The organism is Paenibacillus alba (assembly GCF_013204855.1).
GTDB classification, from domain to species: Bacteria; Bacillota; Bacilli; order Paenibacillales; family NBRC-103111; genus Paenibacillus_E; species Paenibacillus_E alba.
Window position 1 is genome coordinate 14,357 of record NZ_JABMKZ010000045.1, and the last position, 23,050, is coordinate 37,406.

General features: G+C 45.9%; 18 protein-coding genes, 1 riboswitch and 1 other annotated feature. Of the genes, 13 read left to right on the forward strand and 5 right to left on the reverse strand.

What is annotated here, in order from left to right:
* The first annotated feature begins 68 nt into the window (after positions 1-68).
* The 4 genes from HQN90_RS33045 to HQN90_RS39110 all read left to right on the forward strand — a co-directional run bounded on the left by HQN90_RS33045 (position 69) and on the right by HQN90_RS39110 (position 8,966).
* Positions 69-1,478 (forward strand): extracellular solute-binding protein, encoded by a 1,410-nt coding sequence (locus tag HQN90_RS33045; protein WP_173227029.1) that lies wholly within the window; start codon positions 69-71, stop codon positions 1,476-1,478.
* A gap of 188 nt (positions 1,479-1,666) precedes the next feature.
* Positions 1,667-2,728: an SGNH/GDSL hydrolase family protein gene (locus HQN90_RS33050; protein WP_173227031.1), complete on the forward strand. Its 1,062-nt coding sequence runs from the start codon at positions 1,667-1,669 to the stop codon at positions 2,726-2,728.
* 12 nt (positions 2,729-2,740) lie between these two features.
* Entirely contained in the window at positions 2,741-4,303 is a 1,563-nt protein-coding gene (locus tag HQN90_RS33055; protein ID WP_173227033.1) for an extracellular solute-binding protein, read from the forward strand.
* A 13-nt stretch (positions 4,304-4,316) separates the two neighbouring features.
* Positions 4,317-8,966, forward strand: a complete 4,650-nt coding sequence (locus HQN90_RS39110) for an alpha/beta hydrolase fold domain-containing protein (RefSeq protein ID WP_246362955.1) — start codon at positions 4,317-4,319, stop codon at positions 8,964-8,966.
* 75 nt (positions 8,967-9,041) lie between these two features.
* On the opposite strand, the gene HQN90_RS33070 is transcribed toward HQN90_RS39110, so the two are convergent.
* Together HQN90_RS33070 and HQN90_RS33075 are read right to left on the reverse strand one after the other, a co-directional pair.
* Entirely contained in the window at positions 9,042-9,359 is a 318-nt protein-coding gene (locus HQN90_RS33070) for a hypothetical protein (RefSeq protein ID WP_173227035.1), read from the reverse strand.
* A 58-nt stretch (positions 9,360-9,417) separates the two neighbouring features.
* Positions 9,418-9,711 carry a DUF3055 domain-containing protein gene (locus HQN90_RS33075; RefSeq protein WP_079409342.1) on the reverse strand — a complete coding sequence of 98 codons (294 nt, stop codon included), beginning with the start codon at positions 9,709-9,711 and terminating at the stop codon, positions 9,418-9,420.
* A gap of 198 nt (positions 9,712-9,909) precedes the next feature.
* Here HQN90_RS33075 and HQN90_RS33080 point away from each other — a divergent pair, with 198 nt between their 5' ends.
* Both HQN90_RS33080 and tyrS read left to right on the forward strand, forming a co-directional pair.
* Positions 9,910-10,923: an HRDC domain-containing protein gene (locus tag HQN90_RS33080; protein WP_173227037.1), complete on the forward strand. Its 1,014-nt coding sequence runs from the start codon at positions 9,910-9,912 to the stop codon at positions 10,921-10,923.
* 64 nt (positions 10,924-10,987) lie between these two features.
* Positions 10,988-11,246: a binding site (T-box leader), on the forward strand.
* A 53-nt stretch (positions 11,247-11,299) separates the two neighbouring features.
* The gene (gene tyrS / locus HQN90_RS33085; RefSeq protein ID WP_173227088.1) at positions 11,300-12,556 is read left to right on the forward strand and encodes a tyrosine--tRNA ligase; all 1,257 of its coding nucleotides are present in this window, start codon (positions 11,300-11,302) and stop codon (positions 12,554-12,556) included.
* Positions 12,557-12,633: 77 nt separating this feature from the next.
* Here tyrS and corA read toward each other — a convergent pair whose 3' ends face one another.
* Together corA and HQN90_RS33095 are read right to left on the reverse strand one after the other, a co-directional pair.
* Positions 12,634-13,569 (reverse strand): magnesium/cobalt transporter CorA, encoded by a 936-nt coding sequence (gene corA / locus HQN90_RS33090; RefSeq protein WP_173227039.1) that lies wholly within the window; start codon positions 13,567-13,569, stop codon positions 12,634-12,636.
* Between the two features lie 305 nt (positions 13,570-13,874).
* Positions 13,875-14,102, reverse strand: coding sequence for a hypothetical protein (locus tag HQN90_RS33095; RefSeq protein ID WP_079409339.1), 228 nt, complete (start codon positions 14,100-14,102; stop codon positions 13,875-13,877).
* Positions 14,103-14,342: 240 nt separating this feature from the next.
* Positions 14,343-14,471, forward strand: a riboswitch (SAM riboswitch).
* A gap of 101 nt (positions 14,472-14,572) precedes the next feature.
* Between HQN90_RS33095 and metA the strand changes: the two genes are divergently transcribed.
* The 6 genes from metA to HQN90_RS33125 all read left to right on the forward strand — a co-directional run bounded on the left by metA (position 14,573) and on the right by HQN90_RS33125 (position 20,354).
* A complete protein-coding gene (metA, locus tag HQN90_RS33100; RefSeq protein WP_173227040.1) occupies positions 14,573-15,517 on the forward strand; it encodes a homoserine O-acetyltransferase MetA in 945 nt (314 codons plus the stop codon).
* A gap of 36 nt (positions 15,518-15,553) precedes the next feature.
* Positions 15,554-16,723, forward strand: coding sequence for an aminotransferase class I/II-fold pyridoxal phosphate-dependent enzyme (locus HQN90_RS33105; protein ID WP_275942643.1), 1,170 nt, complete (start codon positions 15,554-15,556; stop codon positions 16,721-16,723).
* Positions 16,720-17,892: an aminotransferase class V-fold PLP-dependent enzyme gene (locus HQN90_RS33110; RefSeq protein ID WP_173227044.1), complete on the forward strand. Its 1,173-nt coding sequence runs from the start codon at positions 16,720-16,722 to the stop codon at positions 17,890-17,892. The genes HQN90_RS33105 and HQN90_RS33110 overlap by 4 nt, the downstream gene beginning before the upstream one ends.
* A 135-nt stretch (positions 17,893-18,027) precedes the next feature.
* Positions 18,028-19,164, forward strand: a complete 1,137-nt coding sequence (mqnC, locus tag HQN90_RS33115; protein ID WP_079409336.1) for a cyclic dehypoxanthinyl futalosine synthase — start codon at positions 18,028-18,030, stop codon at positions 19,162-19,164.
* A gap of 355 nt (positions 19,165-19,519) precedes the next feature.
* Positions 19,520-19,702, forward strand: coding sequence for a DUF4083 family protein (locus HQN90_RS33120; RefSeq protein ID WP_173227046.1), 183 nt, complete (start codon positions 19,520-19,522; stop codon positions 19,700-19,702).
* Between the two features lie 43 nt (positions 19,703-19,745).
* Complete coding sequence (locus HQN90_RS33125) at positions 19,746-20,354, forward strand: class I SAM-dependent methyltransferase (protein ID WP_173227048.1); 609 nt, start codon at positions 19,746-19,748, stop codon at positions 20,352-20,354.
* Between the two features lie 233 nt (positions 20,355-20,587).
* Here the strand turns inward: HQN90_RS33125 and HQN90_RS33130 are convergent, their stop codons facing one another.
* Entirely contained in the window at positions 20,588-21,688 is a 1,101-nt protein-coding gene (locus HQN90_RS33130; RefSeq protein WP_173227050.1) for a GGDEF domain-containing protein, read from the reverse strand.
* A 179-nt stretch (positions 21,689-21,867) separates the two neighbouring features.
* On the opposite strand from HQN90_RS33130, the gene HQN90_RS33135 reads away from it, so the two are divergent.
* Positions 21,868-22,830, forward strand: a complete 963-nt coding sequence (locus HQN90_RS33135) for a putative sporulation protein YtxC (protein WP_173227052.1) — start codon at positions 21,868-21,870, stop codon at positions 22,828-22,830.
* Positions 22,831-23,050: the final 220 nt, after the last annotated feature.

The following is a 23,050-nucleotide window of genomic DNA, read 5'->3' on the forward strand; positions in this document are numbered from 1 at the left end:
TAGACCCGCAATGATTTAAGTATGATTAAACAAGTAAGAGCAAGACAGTAAGATAGTGAGGTACCTGCATGCAAAAGAGATTAAGCCGCAAGCATTTTCGCGTTCGGCTGGAAGATATGATTGTTACGCTGCGTCAAGAGATTCTGTCTGGCCAAACCGCTATCGGCAGCTACCTGCCTTCCGAAAGTGATCTGGAAAAGCGATTCGAGCTCAGCAATGCATCCGTTCGCAACGGTCTGAAAGTTCTTGTAGAGGAAGGATTCATTGAAAAAATTCCTAGAGTAGGCAATAGGGTCATAAATGCCGCCTCTCAACAAAAGACAGTTATTAAATTTGGCTATGTTCATTCATTTGCTGGTCTTGTCGAATTGGATGAGCTGCTGGCAGCGTTCACACAGCAATATCCGCATATAGCTGTCCAAAGAGTGGAACTTCCTTCAGGCAGCTATTCCAAGTCATTGAAACAGTATATGGAATCGGAGCTCCTCGATGCCGTTATGATGAATAATAATAATTTTCAAGATTTTGTGGAAAATGACTGTACCCATTTATTGGAGCCAATGGAGCTGATGGATGAGTTGTATCCGTTTTTGACGGAACCGTTCCAACAAAGTGGTCAAACGCTGGTTCGGCCGTTTAATTATTCGCCTGTCGTATTATGCTATAACAAAAAGCATTTCGAACAGTCCCAAGTTCCACAGCCGGAAAGCAGCTGGGCATGGCAGGATCTCTTTACCTATGGTCAACAACTAGCTGTGAAGAATGAACGTTTTGGCTTTTATTTTTATTTGCCTTCGCGCAACCGTTGGCCGATCTTTATGCTGCAGAGTGGGACAACCTTTCAAACCGATGACTGCGGAAACTACCGTTTGCATGGAACCAAGATCATAGAAAGTCTAGAAGTTTGCCAAGACTTGCTGGCGATGACGGATGTATTTCCAAGAATTCTTGCGGAAAGCAATGCCGATGCGGAGGCCCTTTTTCTGGAAGAAAAAGTTTCGGTGATTATGACGACTTATTTTTTCTTAAATCAGCTGCGGAATTCGAACATAAGCTTTGAAATTTCCCAGCTGCCGGGTTTAGCGGATTCGAGTACGCTGCTCATTATTAATGGACTGGCTGTGAACAGCCGCTCTCCTAACAAAGCGGCAGCAAAGCTGTTGGTCGACTTTCTGAGCTCCTACGAGATTCAATTGCTGCTTCGTCGTAAAACGTTGAATATTGCCGCTCACCAGCGTGCTATGGAATGGGAGGGGGAGGAGTTCGGGTATCGCCCTTCGAGATTTTTTTTGTACAGGGACATATGCCCATCTTTCCGGCTAATTACGCATTTGGGCCTCAGCAATTACCAATTAAAATGCATTCAGCGGGACATTATGTTATTCCTGTCTGGTCTGCAAACGAAGGCCGATCTTAGCTCTAGATTGGAACAATTGCTGTTAGAAGCTAATGAGAGCAACATCATTCATTCCTCTTGATCATATTCCTACATAAACGCAGGTGCAGACTCCTCTAAAGAGCCTGCGCCTTTTTTATTTCCACCTCATAAAATCACAAGTCGAACTAAAGAAAACTACAATGACTACGCTTACATAGAGATATCATGATAATATGAGTTAGATATGAGTCAGATGAAATGCGCAAAATGAAGGGAAGGAGAACGTATATGCTGCATAATGATGTCTATTTTCACAATGTATCGGAGCTTGAACAGCTCTCCTACCTGCCGGGACTTCGACTGCAGCGGTTTCCTAAGCAGGTTCGTCACAGCTTAACGGAGAAGGGGAGAACGAAAGCAGTGCAGTCGAACGGCTGCGAGCTGCGTTTTGTGACAGAGGCGAAGTATGTGCAAGTGGTGCTAGCCTCTCAAGATACGAAAGGTAAAGTGCTGGTGTTCAAAGGGGATTTCTTGCATTCTTCTCATGAGTTGGAGGCGGGAGTTATGACAACCATCCCGTTGGAAGAGCCAGAAAGGTTTGCTCAAGTGATCCCGGAGAAACTGAACAATCGGGCGTTTTCTGCCAATGTTTGGCGTATTTTTTGCGAACGGTTTAACGCGGTCTTCTACCATATAGATGCATTCGGTTTTCCGGTGAGACCTCCTCATCCGCAGGAGATGCCTCAATTGACGCTATTAGCTTACGGCTCGTCGATTACGCAAGGGGCAGGCGCTATAAGCCATTATAACGGCTATATCCAGCAAGCTGCCCGACGTCTGGAAATAGATGCGTTAAACTTAGGGCTTAGCGGTTCCTGCTTCTGTGAAGAAGAACTGTCTGATCATATTGCACAGCGCAATGACTGGGATATGGTTTATCTGGAGATTGGCGTCAATATGCGAGCGGTCGTTCCTCCTGAGGAATTTCAGCGGCGTGCATCCTATCTGCTGGACCGAATTATTGAACAACACCCGCAGAAGCCAGTTTTCCTGACCTATATTTATCCGAACCGAGCTACATATTTCACGGATTACAGCCATGTGTACAGCGAGGCTGAAAGACGCTATAACGAAATTCTAAGGCAATATGCCGCCGCTAAAAATCACTCCCTCCTCTACGTATTGGACGGAAACGAGATCATGGATGACTTTACTTCGTTGACTAGCGACCTCATCCATCCTTCTGATTATGGTCATATTCGGATGGGAGAGAAGTTGGCAGGTTTCATGCTGCCTATTGTTAATCAGCTGCGAGAATCACACGTGAGAGATGCAATTATTTCCAAATAAGGGGAGATTGATATGAGGAAGAAATGGCTTTTATCCATCATCAGTGCGTCTTTGCTAACTGCAACCGCAGTAGGATGCTCGCAGGCAGGGAAGCAGGAAACAGCAGCCGCAGGCAAGCTTGAGGGCGGGAAAGCGGCCTTCTCGATATCCTTCCGGTCCGGGAATATTTCGTACGCGGAAAATCATCCGAACCTTAACGATGAGAAATGGGTAAAGAAGCTGGAGGAGCTAACGAATACAGATCTGGACATCCGCTTGATGACACACAAAGACTTTGACCAGAAGATGATCCAGATGTTCGCCATTAATGAGATTCCTGATGTTGTACAGGCAAGCTCAGGCTTGACGAATCCGCAGCTGGCAGGGTCCGTGCAAGCAGGTGTATTTTTACCGTTGAATGATTTATTGGAAAAGCACGGTCAAAACCTTTTGAAAAAAATACCGAAAGAAGCATGGGAGAAAGAAACGGACGCCAAAGGGAACATTTATGCGATCCCGGAGTGGTTGTCGAATCCGTCCCGAAGAGCGACTTGGATACGTACAGATTTATTGGAAAAGACGGGCCTGCCCGAGCCCAAAACGGTAGATGACTACCTCAACGTAATGCGTGCGTTCAAGAAACTGGGCGTTGAAAATCCTTTTATGGGACGGGAGGATTTCGTGTATGCGGATGCTTTCTACGGGGCTTATGATGTGTTCGGCAATTTCTTTATGAAGCAAGGCGATCAAATCGTTCCTAAGTTCTTTAACGTAGAAAATATGCAAAAGGCCATTCAAACCTATAAAACGATGGTAGATGAAGGGTTGATGAGCAAAGAGTTTGAAACGACCAATCCGACGAAGTTCAAAAATGACATTTTAGCCGGAAAAGCAGGAATCTGGAACATGAATGCCAATTTGCTGATGCAATGGGATCAGCAATTGCGAGAAAGCGTGGCAACCGGCAAGATGAAATTGATTCCATCTCCGACCGGACCGGACGGCAAGGGTGGATTAAGGCTTGTCGGCAACGTAACAAGAGCCTATTTGATCAACAAAAAGGCAAAGGATCCTGCGGCGATCATCAAATTTTTCGATTGGATGGTCAGCAGCGAGGCGGAGACATTTTTCACCTTTGGGATTAAAGGGGAGAATTACACGGAGGAGAACGGCAAAATTAATTATAAAGCGCCGACGAATGCAAAGGATGTGGATGAGGAGACCTATCGGCAGGTGCTGCTCTGGTTCGTTCAGGATACGACGTATAACAAAGGTGTTTTGAGTCTTACGCCTGAGGGGCAAAATCTCATGAAGCTGTATGACACGGTATTGGCGAAGGAAGGACGTGACGGTATTCAATTCGAGCCGCAGCTGCAGGGATATTTGAAAAATCCGGACATCGCTCCAACTGGAGATAAGCTTCCGCCCGTTATACTCACGCATGTTTTGAAGATGGTGTATGGCAAGGAACCGATCTCGGAGTATCCGAAAGTTTTAGAGGAATGGAAGCAAAAAGGCGGCAATGCAGTTATCCAGGAAGCTACGGAGAGATTCAACAAAAATGAGGGCGTTAACCTTTCAAGAATAACAAAGTAAGCGAGGGGATATAATGAAGTACTTACTGCGAAGTATGGAGATGCGTATAGCCTTATGTATCATGCTGCTGATGACCGTTGTTTCACCAAATCTTATGTTGGAAACGCTTTCGGCCGAGTCGGTGGATACACAGCTCTTTTATGATAGTACACCGAACGAGCCTTCAACCCCACAGCCTGAAGGACCGGAAATCGAATTCTTTTCCGATAATTTCGACGATCCGGACAACTACGGTTCAGCCGGCAATGTAATCATACCGTCTCCCTGGGTGCAAGAAGGCACTGGGGGAAGCCTTGCCAAAACATCAACATCAACTAGCGCTCCATCGTTACCTAACCTTGTCAAATTGGATGCTACTGATGCAATGACGTTACCGCTCAATACGACCGGTTATGGGAACATCAAGCTGAGCTACTATACAAGGGCGTCATCTTATATGAGCGGAAGTATTGTCGTGGAGTGGTCAGGGGACGGAGGAAGCAGTTGGACGCTATTAGAAGAATTAAAGCTGCCCCAAGGAACGGCTGAGCAAAAAAACAGCGAATCCAACAAACTGAAAACGTGGGCACTAGGAGCGGGTGCCAACAATAACACTAACCTTAAGATAAGATTCAGAGTTGGAGAAGCCATGCAGGCGAACATGTACATGGACAGTGTGTCTATTAAAGGGCAAGCTATTCCTGGAATCCCGCCTGCGGTAACACCGGTGCCTGGACCTGGGCCATCTACGGATCCGACACCTTTTCCTGTACCCGGTGGGGTTAACTTGTATGAAGATGTAGAAATTGGAACAGCCGGTACCCGCCCCATCTATGCGTCGATAGCGGTTCCTAGTACGTTGCCTACGGCTCCGATGCCTGTCGTTGTTTATATACATGGTGGAGGCTGGAATCATGGGGACAGAAAACAAGCGCTGGCTAACATATGCGGATATGTGACTAAAAGAGGATATATCGGCGTTTCGCTTGACTACCGCCTCACGCCTGAAGCGCCATTCCCGGCTCAGATCCAGGATGTGAAGCTGGCAATTCGTTATTTGCGAGCCAATGCCGCTGAGTACTATATTGATCCAGATCGGATCGGCGTCTGGGGCTCATCGGCGGGAGGCCATCTTGCTTCACTGCTAGGTACCTCAGGGGATCTCTTAACGAGTGATCAAGTGGTCCTCAATACTGGAAATACGGTGCATGTGCCAGATCTGGAAGGCTCAGGAGGCTGGCAGGAATATTCAGATAAAGTGCAGGCCGTGGCTGACTGGTTTGGGCCTGCTGATTTCACGACTGCTTTTGCAAATAACTATAGCTCTGTAACGGCGCTTCTAGGCGGGAACAAAGCCTTCACGGTGCCAGATCAGGCAAGACTCGCCATGCCCGGTACGTATGCATCTCCGGATGATCCGCCATTCTGGATCCGGCATGGAGATGCGGATTCTACGATTCCTTATACAGATAGTGTTACATTTGCTAATCAACTAACAGCAGCGGGAGTTAGTGCCGTTGACTTCAAAGTTGTTCCCGGTCAGGGCCACGGATTTACAGGAACAGCATCCGAAACGGCCAATGCGGAGGCATGGGCATTTATGGATCAGCATGTGAAGAATAGGACCGTGACGGAACACATTTTATACAAAAATAGCCATACCCCAACTAGTCCGAGCGGTCCAAATGTTTCAGCTGTATTGGACCCTTCTGTATTTACGATGGAGGCAAACGGGTCAAAGGAGTTGACCGTATCGTTAACACCTAATGACACCGCAGCACAGACGGTCACATGGACAACTTATGATAGCAGCGTTGCAACCGTTTCCGCCTCTGGATTAACAACCGCATTGGTGACAGCAGCAAGTTCTGGCAGGACGAAGATCCGGGCAACTATTACAACCTCCGTCAATCAGCAGGTATATGCGGAGAGTGAAATAACGGTGATGCCGCAGCAGCAGCCTCCCGAACCTGGACCATTTGTAGAAAATGAAATAGGCAGCCTGCTGCCAACGGACGATGCCCTCATTGACAGCAGTAAAGCAGATGCGAATTTCAATTCCGCCACGGGAACAAGCGCTGGATTATTCAGTGTTTCCTCAGGAAGCACCAATAAAAAATATGTTTATTTTAAATATGATTTATCGGGCTTGAGCGATCCTGCATACACATATATATTTCAAGTGGCCGGGAAAAAAGGCTCCTCCAACACCAATGTGGAGCTGTCACTTTACGGTATAGACAATACGGATTGGGTTGAAACAGGCTTGACATGGGGCAATGCGCCGCTCAATAATCTGGCTGCTGCCGCGTTTATTGGCCAATTTACGGTGTCGACTGATAAAGGGTCCAGTCCGGAATTATACAGTGTGGATGTATCTGATTATGTCAGAAGCCATTCGTCTCAAGGCAAGGTTGCCTTTGTTGTGGGAGATGCGGCGAATACGGGCATTTCCTTAAACATCTATTCGAAGGAAGCCAACGGTACGAGTAATCCAAGGCCCCGATTAGCTGTTAAGGAGATCATCGATATCTCAGACGATAACACTCCACCCTCATGGCCGAGCGGCAGTCATTTGGCAGTGTCCAACCTGGGGACTGATTTCATCAACTTGTTTTGGCCTGCTGCGGTAGATAATAAAAAAGTAACCCAGTATCGGGTTTATCAGAATAATACGTTGCTGGCAGCGCTAAAAGGAAGCACTTCTTATAACGCTGTAGGGTTGAGTCCAGGAGCCGCGTATACTTTCAGCGTTGAAGCCTTAGACGCAGCAGGGAATATCAGTTCGTCTCCGCTGACTTTTAGCAGAACAACGCTTTCGTCTCCGCTGACACCCTTACCGGTGATAGGTGTAACCGCAAGCGGCAGCGATGGAAACATCGAGATTAACACGATAGACAGCAATTCCTACACCCGTTGGTCTTCATCGGGAGATGGACAATGGATTATGTACGATTTGGATGAAATCAAACGTGTTGGTTATGTCGGTGTCGGTTTTTATAAGGGAGATGTGCGGGCAACGAATTTCGAAATCGAGACGTCTGTTGACGGAACAATGTGGACGCAGAGGTTCAGCGGTTCCAGCAGCGGCAAGACTACGGCTATGCAAGCCTTTGATATACCGGATACGGACGCCAGATTCGTAAGAATTACTGGACATGGCAACTCGGATGGCAGCACGTTCATAAGCCTAACGGATGTTCATATGTATGCTCCATTCGCTAATGGGGATACTCCGGTTGCCATTATTCCTTATGTGGTACCAGGACCGCCTCCGGGAGCCGTACCCTTTACCGAGCCAGGAATGACAAATGCGGATGGCACGAATCATCCTGTTCACATGCCCCATGCAACATCGGGCCGGGTTATTAATGTGCTGAATTACGGTGCGGACCTGGCAGATAACGATACGGATGACCGTCCTGCCATTCAAGCGGCTATCGATGCAGCAGTTGCAGGGGATGAAGTCTACCTGCCGAATGGAACGTACAATCTGAATACAGCTCCTGACGGTACTACAAATCTTTTATTGAAAACGGGGGTCAACCTCCGCGGTGAAAGTGAATCCGGAACGGTTTTGAAAACAGCTCTTAACAAAGTTAAAAACAGCACGATGTTAAAAGCAGCCAATCAGCATGAGCTGGTTATTTCTAATCTAACGCTAACCTCCACATGGGCAGGCGCTTATACGACAGATCATAAGGTTAACAATCCGGCAAGTGGCGGACCGGACAGCTTGATCGTCATTGCGAACTATGGTGAATATCCTTCCTACAATATCACTATAGATCAAGTAACGGTTGAAAAGTTCACTCGTATGGGAATTCGCATCGATAATAGCCATGATGTAGTTGTAAAAAATAGCACCTTCCGCAAGGCCACCGATGTAGGCCCTGGCGGGTCGGGGTATGGAGTTGCGATCCAAGGGATGGCGAAGGTGGATCGGCTTGGGTATGACAATGACACAAGATGGAATTTAGTGGAAGATTCATCCTTTGAGGGGCCTTACTTAAGACATGGAGCGCTCATTCAATTTGTCGCGCATAACAATACCGTACGTAACAATCATTTCCATATGACCAAGCTGGATGCGATTGATCTTCATGGGGAACTGGAATATTTAAATGACATATACGGCAATCTGGTGACCGATATAGTCACGGGTGGAGCTGTGGGTCTTGGTAATACGGGTGGCACAGCGCCAAGTAATCATAGTAAGTCAGGTCCCAAAAACTATATCCATGATAATATCATTCGAAACTCTCGAGAAGGTATTGTAGTTACGATGGGAACCCCGGATACGATTATTGCGAACAATGTCATCGAAAACACGACGAATGTCGATGAAGCTTCAGGCATTAAAGTTTTGAACGGGCCAGGAACCATTATTAGAAATAACATCATTCGAAATAATACAGCCCCTAATTATTGGGCTATCCTGTTAGAGCATGACAAAGGGGACGATAAAGCCAACTATATCGGTGAAGGCGACCCGCAAAATGTGCAGATTTTGAATAATACGATTACCGGGAACTCCAATGGCATTGGGCTCCAAGCTGGGACTGGTATTGTGCTTAGAGGAAATATACTGGCAAACAGCGGTACGAACTACTTGAAAGCCCCAGGTGTCACGGTCTTGGAGGAAGTGGAACCGCCGAATGGTCGAGTGATGAGATGGCAGTGAAAGTAACGAAATAAGAGGAACGTTAATTTGATAATAAAAAAGCCAAACGCTTGATAAACAAACGTTTGGCTCTTTTTATTTAGAGGCATTATCGCTATTCGTGGGTTCATTCCGGTTGTCGTCTTCGCCTGGATAATCCCGTTTGATGCCTTCGTGAAGCTCGCGATTCTCGTAAGAGAATCGGTTGGGCGGGCGTTGATCTTCACGCCATGGCGAGTTTTTACCAAGACCTTCGGTGGTCAAATTAGTACCATAAGGACCTTCCGGGAATTCTTCCGGAATAAGATCATTGCGCTGGGATTCAACGGTTTCCAAATCGGTGTAAATATCGCGATCCTCAGATATAAAGCCGACTGCTCGTGGTTTCTCGTCTTTGATGGATTCGTTTTTCATGGAAAAAGCCTCCTCTTCAGGGTTGCTCAAGCTTTTTCCAGTGTCCCCCAAGCAGATCTTAAATATCCGTGAAATGAATGGAACCGATAATTTGCGACAAGAACTCATTCAGTTCCAGCGCTTGTTCTTCATTTAGCTTAAACACATACTCCAGATATCCTTCTTCAGCCAGATCGTCGGGACCAATAACAGCGCTGCGTCCGGATTGTAAATCAATAACAAGTTTTTTCCCGAAATAACGAGTTGTTGTCATAATGGCAAGATCGAACCGGTGCAAAGCATTGCCTACGAAACAGACGAACCTTGTTGTCGTTTCTTCCTGATGATCGTATAAAAAGTCATAATCAGACATGAGGGTCCTCCATTCACTTTCTAGTATGTTATTCATTATAACCGAAGTCAGCCTGTCAACAAAACATATCTTGCGCCTAGCTGGCATACATGGTATGATTTGGATATTAGGAAGAGGGAAGCACCTTTTCAGCCTAGCGCTGATTGGGTGCTTTTTCGTTTTTCTGAAACTAATTTTGGGATGTTTGGAGGAGAAGGGATGAACATTGTATTTGTGAACACGTTAGAGAAGGAAGCGGGGGATCATCGCGTAATTTCGGCGCAAGTATCGATTGGGGAAGAGCAAGGGATCTGGAGCGTCTTATGGAGTGAACCGGATCAGGGGGGCAAGCTGCAGCAGGATCAGTGGTATCAGGGCATGAGCTGGGACGAGATGCTGAGCGCGTTCCGCAATGGACTGAGGGAGAAGGTGCGGGTTGGCTTCCGCCCGTTAGTCAGCACGGATTTGGAATCATCACAAACGTTGTCCGGCAAGGCTCGAATGACTCAGATGCTGACCTATTATTGCGAGGAAAATCCAAGCGAAGAGGTATATGAAGAACTGCGAGCGTGGAGAAGGGAGCAAGCTGCCCGCGAAGGGAAAGCTCCATATATACTGGCAACGAACCGTGTGCTGCGCATGATTTCCGTCTTTTTGCCGCAGAGCAAGGAAGAGCTGCAGCAAATTCCAGGCTTTGGCGAACAGAAGACGACGATGTATGCGGCGGATGTGTTTCGTTGTACAGCGGAGCATACACGAGCGAGCGGCTTCCCGCTGGATTGGGTAGCCAAGAACGTAGATACAGCCAAGTTTGAGTCATGGCTCCTTGCCCAGAAGGAGCAGAAGCTGCGCATGGAGCTTGACCGCGAGGTCAGCAAGCGGAAGCTGCTGGAGATCGTTGCAGGCGGGGGCAGCTTGGCTGATCTCCAAGCGGTTTTGACGCTGCCGCGCAGGGAGCTTCTGCTCTGGGTGGAGGAGCTTGACCGGGAAGGCTACGATATGGATCCGCTGGTGGAAGCGGAGCTGACCTCTGTTCCGGAGGACGAGCACATCAAGGCATGGAGCGCCTTCGAATCGGAAGGCGACCGTTATTTGAAGCCGGTCCTTCAGCGTATTATGGGGACGGAGGAGCTTAAAGGGAAAGAGCTGGACCGCGCCTACGAATGGCTGCGTTTACTGCGTCTGCGTTTTCGCAGGGAGAAGGAGAATCTCGCCTCCCAAGCTGCAAGCTAAGGTTGACAGAGACGGAGTGATTGTGTTTAAATGGTCAATAATCTGAATATTAGGCAAAGCGATGACGAACATGGGCAAGGCCCTGAGTAGGAGAAATGCCGCTGCAGCAGAGAGTCGGTGGATGGTGCGAACCGATGCAAGCATAGCTTCGAATTACAGTTCTGAGTTGGTTGAGGGAACATGCTCCATTGCGGGCATCAGTAGCTTATACCCGGCATTTATATGTCGTTATTCAACTAAGTGAAAGATCATACGATATGGAAATCTGCATGCGTATTTCTTTAATTAGGGTGGTACCGCGAGACAATGTTCTCGTCCCTTTGTGGACGAGGAGATTGTCTCTTTTTGTTTTCTTAGAAGGAGGAATGAAGGTATGATGACATGGCAGCAATTAACGGATGAACAGCAGCAAGAGGTGCAGCGGCAGCTGCTTATTATTAAGCGTGGAGCTGCTGATATCGTGCCGGAAGAGGCGCTTAAACAGAAAGTGATGAAAGCCGTCGTAACCGGAATTCCGCTGAAGGTGAAGCTGGGACTCGATCCCTCTGCACCGGATATCCATATCGGTCATACGGTGGTTCTGCAGAAGCTGCGTCAATTTCAGGATTTGGGTCATGAGGTGCAGCTCATTATTGGAGATTTTACGGGGCGGATTGGGGACCCTACGGGTAAATCCGAAACGCGCAAGCAGCTTTCTGAAGAGGATGTGCAGCGCAACGCACAGACGTATCAGACTCAATTGACGAAAATATTGGATTTAAGCAAAACGACTTTTTACTATAACTCCGCATGGCTGGGCGAGCTGAAGTTTGATGATGTACTTAAGCTAGCGGGGAAAGTCACCGTGGCACGTATGCTGGAACGTGATGATTTTGCCAACAGGTATGCGGCCAATCAGCCGATCCATGTGCATGAGTTTTTCTATCCCTTGATGCAGGGCTATGACTCGGTCTCCCTCGAGACGGATATCGAGCTGGGGGGAACGGATCAAACCTTTAATATTTTGATGGGCCGGACGCTGCAGGGAGCTTATGAAATGAAAGAGGGACAGGTCGCTATTTTAATGCCGCTGCTTGAAGGACTTGATGGTGGGCAGAAAATGAGTAAAAGCCTGCGTAATTATATTGGCATCGACGAGCATCCGAATGATATTTTCGGCAAAACGATGTCCATTCCCGATACGCTCATGCTCAAGTACTACGAGCTTACAACAACCTTGTCCCATGCAGATTTGCATGAGCTAAGCCAAGGTTTAGAGGAGGGTACGATTCATCCGAGAGATGCCAAGATGAAATTAGCCAAAGCGTATGTGAGCATGTATCATGGCGCTCAAGCAGCGGATGAGGCTGAGCAGCATTTTATTACGGTGTTTCAAAAGAAGGCTTTGCCGGATGAGATTGAGGAGAAACTGCTGAGAGTCAATTTGCTGGAAGAAGGACAGATCTCCATTATTCAGCTTCTGGTGGCGCTCGACTTGCAGGTTTCCAATGGGGAAGCAAGGCGCAGTGTGGAACAAGGTGCTGTGAAAATCAATGAGCAGAAAATTGCCGATATCCATGCGAAAATAACACCGATAGATGGTGATATCGTTCAGGTTGGTAAACGGAAGTTTGTTAGACTTAAGTTGGGCTAGTCATACTCAAAAGGGCTCCTTGTCCGCAGCAAGCTGCTTTCAAGAAGCCCTTATCCTTTGTTCTAATGAGCAGGTACTCATAGCCATTCTTTCTTACGGAACAACACGTACATGGCAATACCGAGCGCTCCCATGAAAGCTAGCACGAATTCATCGCCATGTTCGACATGAAGTCCAAGAATATTATCGAAATTCATCCCGAACACACCGGTGATGAAGGTTAGTGGCATGAAAATGGTTGTCAGCGCAGTGAAGACGCGCATAATATCATTCGCTCGGTTGGCGACGCTGGATTGATAGGCTTCTCGCAAGTTGCCCATTAGATCGCGCAGCGTATCGAACGTATCGACAATTTTTACGGCATTTTCATAAATATCGCCAAAATACTTCTGGAGCTGATGGTCAATCAGCCGAAGTTCTTTTTTGCCTAGTGTCCCAATGACGTCTCGCTGAGGTACAAGTACTTTTTTGAGCCAGAGTATTTCGGAACGAAGTCCAATAATTTCATTCAGATGGGATTTCTTCGTGGCCATGAGGATGTCTTCTTCAAGCTTTTCGATCTTCGCTTCAATTCGATCGCCAACCGCGACGTAATTATCGACGACAAGATCGACGAGATGATAGAGGAATCGATCAGCGCTGTTGACTTCCTCTTCCCAAAGAAAAGGCTTCAAAGCGCGAATTTCATTAATTTTTTGCCGGGTAACCGTAATTATGACATGTTTGCTTAGAAATATATTGAGTGCGCGAAGAAAAATTTCTTCATCATCGAATCGAATGCTGTTAATGACAATGAAATAATGCGAATCATAAATCTCAATCTTAGGACGCTGCTCTTCTTCACTTAAACAATCCTCGACGGCTAGATCATGAAGATGGAACATAGGCTGTAGAAGCTCTAAATCCTCAATCCCTGCGTCAATCCAATAAAAGCCTCTTGTTGGAGGTGTAAGTGCGATAGACACGTCATCGACTAACGTAAATATGCCATCTTGAACCCAACGTGTTTTCATCTGATCCACCCCTTTGAATGGAATCAGTCGGTTAGGTTCATCAATTGCGCGAGGCTACGGATGAAGGAAGAACCGACTGCATTCCTACACTATGAAATTGTTCTCTTAATTTGCCGATGCTACTCCTCGGTTCTCCGTCCAAACGTATGCCCCCCTTTATCGTCCGTGTCAAATAATACTTGTCTAGTATAACCCTTCGAATATCCTCTTTCAAGCCAAAAAGTTTGATTTTTCGCGGGATTTGCTGCTTAGATACAATATGGGAAATAGGCTTGATTCGTGTCAAAAAAATAACCGCCATGAAATTACATGGCGGCATTGAAAATCTTGTTTTTCGTTTCGGTGTAGATTTCAATGATTTCAGAATCTGCCTTCTGGAGCAGCTCCTCTTCACTGGCAGCGCCATAGATGAGATATAGCTGGGCAGCGGCCTCTTCAGCTTGCTGCAAGGTAGGTTTGGACGTCTGGGACAAGGCAAAATATCGATTTAAGGAAGCGAAGGCGGAGAAATGATCCGATGTTTGGGTTGTCATAATGGACCTCTTTTCTAAGCATCAATTTTGCGTGCGTTGAATGGACATACAGTTTGATATATATGTACCCGTAATCAGCCTCCGTTTAAACATCATCGCTTGATACGATTCGTATCAAGCATAACACAGGCAGACAACCCCTGGCAAATTCTCTCTTTTTTATCCCTTTTTACAGCCACAAAACGCCTTGACTTTCCCTGCATTTATAGCTATGATATTTTTAATCGCATACGTTACATTTTCTTATCAAGAGTAGGTGGAGGGACTAGCCCTATGACACCCGGCAACCGACAAACCTTTGGAAACAAAGGAATGCACGGTGCTAATTCTTGCGGAAACGCGAATCATCGCGAATCTGGGAGATAAGAGAAGGACATTGACTTTGACTTTCCATGGCCTTTCTCTGATCCCAGAGAAGGTCATTTTTGCATTTACAGCCCATATAACCCTTATGAAAAGGAGTGAACAGGATGCCGATCAAGATTCCAGACAACCTGCCAGCCAAAGAAATTTTAAACCAAGAGAACATCTTCACCATGGATGAATCCGTCGCGTATCATCAGGATATACGTCCACTTCGCATTGCTTTGCTCAACTTAATGCCAACGAAGGAAACGACGGAGACGCAATTGCTGCGTTTGATTGGAAACACCCCGCTGCAGGTGGAATTCGTCCTTTTGCATCCGAAAACTCATACTTCAAAGAACACGTCTGCTGAGCACTTGGAAATGTTCTATAAAACTTTTGACGATATTAAAGATGAGAAGCTGGACGGCATGATTATTACAGGTGCCCCAGTTGAACAAATGGAATTCGAAGATGTGACGTACTGGGAAGAGTTGACGCAAATTCTGAACTGGAGCAAGCAAAATGTTACTTCCACCTTGCATATTTGCTGGGCAGCACAGGCTGGCTTATATCATCACTTCGGTGTGCGCAAGGTCGCTCTGGATCAAAAGATGTTCGGTGTGTTCCCACATACCGTTGGCGTACCGAATACGAAGCTGCTGCGCGGTTTTGATGAGGTTTTCAATGTCCCTCAATCGCGTCACACGGACATTCAACGTGAAGATATTGTTCGATGTCCGGACTTGGAGATTTTGGCAGAATCCGAAGAATCCGGTGTCTACATCGCGGCTACGCGTGACGGGAAACATATTTTCGTCACAGGCCATTCAGAATATGATGCGGATTCCTTGAAATGGGAGTACGATCGGGACGTAAGCAAGGGGCTTGATATTGAGATTCCGCGCAATTATTACCCGAATAATGATCCTAGCAGGAAACCTTATAATTCATGGAGAGCCCATGCGAACCTGTTATTCTCCAACTGGTTGAATTACTACGTGTATCAAGAAACACCTTTTGAATTAAATGTGAACATTAATGAAAGCTGGGCTAGCTCACAATTGTAAAATTGAAACCATATCCCTGAGGAGGAACTCCCGTTGTTGAAAATTGAAAGTCGTCTCGCCCAAATTGGCTCCATTGAAGAGCCTGTTACGGGGGCTGTTAGCTTCCCGATTTACCAAGCTACTGCTTTTCGTCACCCGAAGCTTGGTCAAAGCACAGGCTTTGATTATGCTCGTACCAAAAGCCCTACACGCAAAGTGCTTGAAGATGCCATCGCTCAGCTGGAATCGGGAGATGCAGGCTTTGCTTGTTCCTCAGGGATGGCCGCCCTGCAAACTATTTTTGCTTATTTTAGCCAAGGGGATCACCTGATTGTGTCCTTGGATTTATATGGCGGTACGTACCGTTTGCTGGAGAAAATCATGTCGCGTTTCGGTGTGACTGCGACGTATGTGGACACGAATGATTTGGATGGCTTGGAAGCGGCCTATCAACCGAATACGAAGGGGTTGGTCATTGAGACGCCGACGAACCCGCTCATGATGATTACAGATCTTGAACTTGTCTGTACTTGGGCCCGTAAGAAGGGCATCGTGTCGATTGTTGACAATACGTTATTGACGCCATATCTGCAACGACCGATCGAATTAGGCGCAGATATCGTCATCCATAGTGCGACCAAATATTTGGGTGGCCACAATGACGTACTCGCCGGCCTCATCGTGACGAAGGGCAAAGAGCTTTCCGAGCAAATGGCGTTCCTGCACAACTCCATCGGAGCCGTCCTTGGGCCGCAAGACAGTTGGCTTTTGATGAGAGGCATGAAGACACTCGCGCTGCGCATGGAGCGTCATGAGCTGAATGCAACTGCGATTGCGAATTTCTTGCTAGAGCATCCGCTCATTGATGAAGTCTTCTACCCAGCGTTGGAATCACACCCTGGTTATGCGATTCAAAATAAACAATCAAGCGGGAATACAGGAATTTTCTCTTTTAAAGTAACGGATGCCAGATTGATTGAACCGATTCTGCGACATATTCAATTGATTGCTTTCGCGGAAAGCTTAGGCGGCGTTGAATCTCTAATGACTTATCCTGCAGTGCAAACCCATGCGGATATTCCGCTTGAGATTCGTCAGCAAATCGGTGTAGACGATCGTCTTCTGCGGTTCTCGGTAGGTATCGAGCATATTGACGACTTAATCGCCGACCTTTCCAACGCTTTAAGTCAAGCCCAAGCCGAAATCCAAGGAGAATCCCTTTCATGAACCATCCATCTGATGACAAACGCAAGCCTCAAGGCAAATTCGCAACGAAACTGATTCACTTTGGCGGGGAGATTGATAAGGCGACAGGGGCATCCAGCGTGCCCTTGTACCAAGCCTCTACCTTCCATCAAGCAGATTTGGAAACTTCTCCAGAGTACGATTACACGCGTTCGGGTAACCCGACACGTCAAGCGTTGGAAGACTACATAGCACTCTTGGAAGGTGGTACCCGCGGTTTCGCATTCGCTTCAGGCATGGCGGCGATTTCATCTGCGCTAATGCTGCTCTCTCAAGGAGATCACGTTATTTGTACGGAAGACGTATATGGGGGCACTTATCGGCTGCTGACAACGATTATGAGTCGTATGGGGATTGAATCTACGTTCGTAGACATGACCGATATCGCTCAAGTCCGTGCGGCTCTTCGTTCCAACACTAAAGCAGTTTTCATCGAGACACCGTCGAATCCAACACTGAGAATTACGGATATTAGCGAAATCGCCGCTTTTGCCAAAGAACACGATTTGCTGACAATGCTCGATAATACGTTCATGACACCGTACCACCAGCGTCCTATTGAGCTCGGTATTGATATCGTCCTTCACAGCGCTACGAAATTCCTTGGCGGGCACAGTGACGTACTTGCTGGATTAGCTGTAGTGGCTAACGACAGTCTGGGCCGTCGGATGAAGCAAATCCAGAATGGCATGGGAAATGTGCTGGGAATTCAAGATTCGTGGCTGCTGATCCGCGGGATGAAAACCTTGCAGGCGCGTATGGAAGCATCTGAAAAAGGGGCCCGCAGACTAGCTCAGTGGCTCTCCGAGCAGCCGGATATCGAATTTGTTTACTACCCAGGGCTTCCTAATCATCCTCGTAGAGTGGTACACGAGAAGCAGTCTCTCGGGTATGGTGCTGTCGTTTCTTTCGATGTTGGCTCTGGCGCGCGTGCCAAGCAGCTGCTCAGCAAAGTGCGTATCCCGCTCGTTGCCGTAAGCTTGGGGGCTGTTGAAAGCATCCTCTCATATCCGGCGATGATGTCCCATGCTGCGATGCCGAAGGAAGTTCGCTTATTGCGAGGCATTACAGACGGTCTTGTACGGTATTCCGTTGGCTTGGAAGATATCGAAGATATTATAGAAGATTTGGAACAAGCACTGCGGGGTTAGTGCGTCTGTTTTTCGAAAATTAGTCATATTTAAAACGTGTACATCCTCTAGGAAAGCAGCATTTGCTGCTTTTTTGGCATGAATATGATACGATGAATGGATACAAGCTTTTAGAAATTAAAGGAGTGAGTTGCTATGAAACCGATCGATCGCATTTTATATAAAGCGCAGTCAGGCGGACGAATTGATGTAGAAGAATGCATTACGCTGTTCGAATCCGATCAAATAGAAAAAATTGGCGATACAGCCAATCAGATTATGAAGAAATGGCACCCAGACCCGATCACGACCTTCGTTATTGGCCGGAACATTAACTATACAAACATCTGTGACGTATACTGTCGTTTCTGCGCTTTCTATCGTGCGCCGGGCTCAGCGGAAGGTTATGTGCTGCCGGATGAAACGATTTTCCAAAAGATTCAAGAAACACTTGATGTAGACGGCACCGAGATCCTTATGCAGGGCGGCACCAATCCGAACTTGCCATTCAGCTACTACACGAACATTCTGCGCGAGATCAAGAAGCGTTTTGACATCACGATGCATTCCTTCTCTCCTGCTGAAATCATGAAAATGAAAGATGTTTCTGACGGTTTATCGTTAGAGGAAGTTATTCGTCAGCTGCATGAAGCTGGGCTTGACTCCTTGCCTGGCGGCGGTGCGGAAATTCTGGATGACCGGACTCGCCGCAAAATCAGCAAGCTCAAAGGATCATGGCGCGATTGGATGGACGTCATGCAAACCGCTCACAAAATCGGCATGCATACAACCGGCACCATGGTGATCGGATTCGGGGAATCCATGGAAGAGCGCGCGCTTCATATGCTGCGCATTCGTGATGCACAGGACGATGTTATTCATCAGAAGCTGAATACACCAGGGTTCCTGGCATTCATCCCATGGACGTTCCAACCGGACAATACGAACATGAAGGCGGAGAAAGTGACGCCGGAAGAATATTTGAAAACATTGGCAATTAGCCGGATTATGCTCGACAATGTACCGAACTTCCAATCCTCATGGGTCACGATGGGACCTGAGGTTGGGAAGCAGACGCTCAGCTATGGCTGTAATGATTTCGGCAGCACGATGATTGAGGAGAACGTCGTTTCCGCGGCGGGCACAACGCACAAAGTCAACGTGAGTTCGACGCTCGATATCATCCGTCAAGCAGGCAAAATTCCTGCGCAGCGGAATACGAAGTACCAGACTTTGCGTGTGTTTGATGACGTGAATGTGAAGATTGATAAAGATTTCGTAATGCAGAACTAAGGGATGAAAAAGGGCAATTCGTGAACTATAGGGTGAAAATTTTATAGGTGTAATAACTACAACGCTTATCTAATATTAAATCCACTGGTGGGATTAGTATGGATATGCGTTGTTTTTTGTCGTGAACTCATGGAGGATACCCTATGCGCTTTAGACCAGCGACACTAAACTTAATGAGCGATAAATTATTAACTAAGCGTTAAGCCAAATGGTACAATAGGGATAAAAAGGTAAAATGGTTTTATTGCCGATACTTGTTTTGGATTCATGGATATGGCTGCTATCTTAATCAAAAGCTCCCATGCTTTATGTTAACTGATGAATTTATTGATACGTTGAGAGGAGAAAATACTAGATGGCCTATTCGTTTTCAGTAATAACTGGTTTAATGCAGCTGATTTCGTTACTTTTGATAGTATTGCTAGTAGTTGCGTTGATAAGTGGCATAAGATATTTTAATTGGAAGAAGAAAAACGATGTTGAAATGGGTAAGAAGCTTGATAAAGTGATTGAATTGCTTGGTAAGGATAGGTCTTAAATATGCGATTTAAGTACGCAGCATTGACTGTTAGGAGGGCAATATGACTATTTCGAAGCGTAATGCTTTAGACATGTGGAATGAGCAATTTAGTCAATTTAAGGAAAAAGGGATTCAATATTTTGAACCGAATTCATGGTTGAAAAGCTACCTTCCTATCCTACATGATAGAGGGTTCAACCAAGTCCTTGAAATTGGATGTGGTAGTGGAAATGATACTAGATTTTTGGTGGGCAACGGATTCAAAGTGACTGCAACTGACTTTTCAGAGGTTGCCTTGTCAATTGTCGAATCTAACATTCCTACCGTTCAAATATTGCATCATGATACGCAAAACAAGTTTCCTTTTGAGGATGGTGGGTTTGAGTTTATTGTAGCTAGTTTGTCACTACACTATTTTGATGTTAACTTGTTCAAACAGATTTTGGGTGAAGTTAGAAGAATGCTAAGCGATAAAGGACTATTCCTAATACGATTAAATTCTGTTAACGATGAAGATGCGCAAAAAGTGCATGTGATTGACAGATACTTTTATAGTATTGATTCGTGTAGAGAACTATTTGAGGGATGGAAAGAGATTGAACTAGGCGAACATGCCATAGATTACTATGGTAAGGAAAAGATCGTAATTGAAGGTTGTTTTGAAAGATAGGATTAGCTCCAGTTTTGCACAAGCTGTCAGATTGGCTTACGTCGTACATTTCGGCATATTTCCTGCAAATATGCATCTTTTTCGACTTGGGAATGAGTGAAATCGTGAAAAGCCTGCGATTATGCATCCTTTTGAGAGCTTTTCACGATTTCAGGGTAGAAAAGCTTAGAAAGCCTGCATAATCGCAGGCTTTCTCTGTTTTCACACGATTTGAGCGAAAATCCCATTTATCTTCATTTGGCTTCCTTCAGAGGCGCGTTATGAATAACGGTTTTATTTTTGCCTGTTTTCTTAGCGGTGTACAAGGACTGATCGGCGCCGGCGAAAAGAGATTCCTTGGATATCCCTGGCCGATACTCGCTGAGCCCGATGGAAATGGTGACAGATTGGCCATGTAGTTCCTCATATTTCATCTGGGAAATTTGCCAGCGGATACGTTCCAGCAGCTCGAATACTTCATCCGTGTCTTTCTCCGTGAAGATGATAGCGAACTCTTCTCCGCCATATCGGGCAACGAAATCATTGAGACCAACGCGGTTTTTTAACGTACTGCTGACACTCTTCAAGACGGCGTCTCCGGCTCGATGACCATACGTATCGTTGACTTTTTTGAAATTATCGATGTCGAGTACGGCAATATGGATACAGAACTGACCGGCTTCATTTTGCTGGATAAGCTCGTCTAAATACTCGTGGAAGGTGATGTGATTGTAAAGATCAGTTAAGGCATCCGTCTTGGACAGCTTGTCCATAATGATATTTTTGATCATTAGTTCTTGTTTAAGCTCTGTGGTGGCTTTGAGATTATCGAGAATTTCGGCGCCGCGCTTCATAATCCCTGAAGCTATGATGGAAACAACGATCAGGACGGGAATGACGGTAAGCAAATCGATGGCATGATAATCCGAGAATACGCTTAATTTGATCCAATAAAGAATTGAAATGGAAACGAGGGAAAGCGCTAAAGTATAAATGATTTTGGATAGTTGAAAGTAAAAAATAGAAACAAGGATGGGGAGAAATAGATAGAGTGGAGCAAGTTTCAAATCATGATTGCAGTAAATCAGGGTAAAAGCTAAAACAGCGCCTCCGCTGATGATGTAGTAGTCCAATAGCATTTTACTGTACATGTTAATGAATTCAAGTAGGAACATGATGAGGATCATGATGAGTAGAGGAATGATCAGCCGATTAATGATGAAGGTTAAATCTTGTTGTTCCGAAATGGCATAAAGAAGTTGGAAAGGCAACTGTATCCATACAAGCAACCAGTAGGCATTAAGTAACTTCCGGTTCCAGTCCTGTTTATGTTGATTAGATGCGTCCATTTGCATAGGTACCCACTCCAAAATATGCTACTTAAGCACTATTAACCGTATCATAACATGAATATCTGCGTGATTGGAATAACTTTACCTAAAGATTTGACAAAAATTACTGAAAAGAAATGGCAAATTGTTCGTTGTATATCTGCTTCTTATCGACCATATACTCTTAAGAGGAGGATGTAGTGATGGAAAGGAGTGAGGTCATGGAACTGTTTGCAATCATTGTGATGAAAGCGGAAGAACCATATGTACGTTCGCTAAGCGCTCAAATTGAAAGTGAGCTCAAGCTTTTACATATCGTTGAATGTGGGTTGTCTGTTCACTATGAAGTATTCGAGACGCACGCTTCCCTGCATATTGAAGCCTTAATAGATGAAAAGGATGTTGCTGCAATTCGCAAGGAAGTGAGTCCCTGTCTGGCAGATGCTTTGGCTGAGCATATTATGGTGGACAAAGAGTCCACAATCCTGCGGAATCTAATAATGAAAGAATTTAAATACGAAGGCAAAGAAGATGTTGAGGCTATTGAAAGCTATTGTAAGCAATCTTTGCACACGGAGACTGTGATAGAGGAAGCTTCTTTGCTAAATAGCGGTATTAGCGGACGGCTGCGGCGCAAGCAAGTTTTGTCGGATCAGCTTTTGCTTGCTTTGGAGGAAACCTCGCGATTAAGTTTGGATGGTTTTCTCAAGTTCCGATTGCAGGACTATACGGATGAGCTTAGAGAAATAGCGGAATATGCCATAGATGAGTTCATGATGGATCGGCAATATCAAGAATTTATTTCCCTTTTGCAATATTTTGTCTACATTCAGGAAGCCAAGATTCCTGTGGCTCATTTGATTCATAAGGGCGGTCATGAGTTTATTATTTTGAATGATCGGCTTGAGCTCATAGATGCGAACGAATTTGATGCTTCGTTTAAGCTTGAGGTGCTGGAGAAGGATATCAACTTCGAAGATATGATCGTCAGTACGTTAATTACGGTGTCTCCCGCCAATATCTACATTCACACACGGGATCCGGAAATGACGATTATCAAAACAATTCGGCAAATCTTCGAGGATCGGACAACCGTATGCTCCTATTGTCGGACTTGCGACATCTATCTGGGCGAAGCGAAGCATCAGGATCAACTATCCCCTTGACCTTGGGCAAAGAGCCAATTATAATAATGAACGAAGGCGTTAAGATCAAAGACATGAACTTTCTGCAAGAACTGCTCAGAGAGAGGAGACTAGGCTGGAATCTCCTTCAGTGAACCGGATCGTTTACCCCTTTGTAGCCGTATTGTGGAATTCAACCTAATCTGTAGGCTTGATAGTATATAATACCGGAATCATTCCCGTTACCGAATGCTGATGAGGA

Coding starts and splice junctions, on each gene's coding strand:
- HQN90_RS33055 (WP_173227033.1), top strand. CDS start 2,741: ATGAGGAAGAAATGGCTTTTATCCATCATCAGTGCGTCTTTGCTAACT.
- corA (WP_173227039.1), bottom strand. CDS start 13,569: ATGAAAACACGTTGGGTTCAAGATGGCATATTTACGTTAGTCGATGAC.
- HQN90_RS33095 (WP_079409339.1), bottom strand. CDS start 14,102: ATGACAACCCAAACATCGGATCATTTCTCCGCCTTCGCTTCCTTAAAT.
- mqnC (WP_079409336.1), top strand. CDS start 18,028: ATGAAACCGATCGATCGCATTTTATATAAAGCGCAGTCAGGCGGACGA.
- tyrS (WP_173227088.1), top strand. CDS start 11,300: ATGACATGGCAGCAATTAACGGATGAACAGCAGCAAGAGGTGCAGCGG.
- HQN90_RS33135 (WP_173227052.1), top strand. CDS start 21,868: ATGGAAAGGAGTGAGGTCATGGAACTGTTTGCAATCATTGTGATGAAA.
- HQN90_RS33125 (WP_173227048.1), top strand. CDS start 19,746: ATGACTATTTCGAAGCGTAATGCTTTAGACATGTGGAATGAGCAATTT.
- metA (WP_173227040.1), top strand. CDS start 14,573: ATGCCGATCAAGATTCCAGACAACCTGCCAGCCAAAGAAATTTTAAAC.
- HQN90_RS33120 (WP_173227046.1), top strand. CDS start 19,520: ATGGCCTATTCGTTTTCAGTAATAACTGGTTTAATGCAGCTGATTTCG.
- HQN90_RS33130 (WP_173227050.1), bottom strand. CDS start 21,688: ATGCAAATGGACGCATCTAATCAACATAAACAGGACTGGAACCGGAAG.
- HQN90_RS33070 (WP_173227035.1), bottom strand. CDS start 9,359: ATGAAAAACGAATCCATCAAAGACGAGAAACCACGAGCAGTCGGCTTT.
- HQN90_RS39110 (WP_246362955.1), top strand. CDS start 4,317: ATGAAGTACTTACTGCGAAGTATGGAGATGCGTATAGCCTTATGTATC.
- HQN90_RS33075 (WP_079409342.1), bottom strand. CDS start 9,711: ATGTCTGATTATGACTTTTTATACGATCATCAGGAAGAAACGACAACA.
- HQN90_RS33110 (WP_173227044.1), top strand. CDS start 16,720: ATGAACCATCCATCTGATGACAAACGCAAGCCTCAAGGCAAATTCGCA.
- HQN90_RS33045 (WP_173227029.1), top strand. CDS start 69: ATGCAAAAGAGATTAAGCCGCAAGCATTTTCGCGTTCGGCTGGAAGAT.
- HQN90_RS33080 (WP_173227037.1), top strand. CDS start 9,910: ATGAACATTGTATTTGTGAACACGTTAGAGAAGGAAGCGGGGGATCAT.
- HQN90_RS33050 (WP_173227031.1), top strand. CDS start 1,667: ATGCTGCATAATGATGTCTATTTTCACAATGTATCGGAGCTTGAACAG.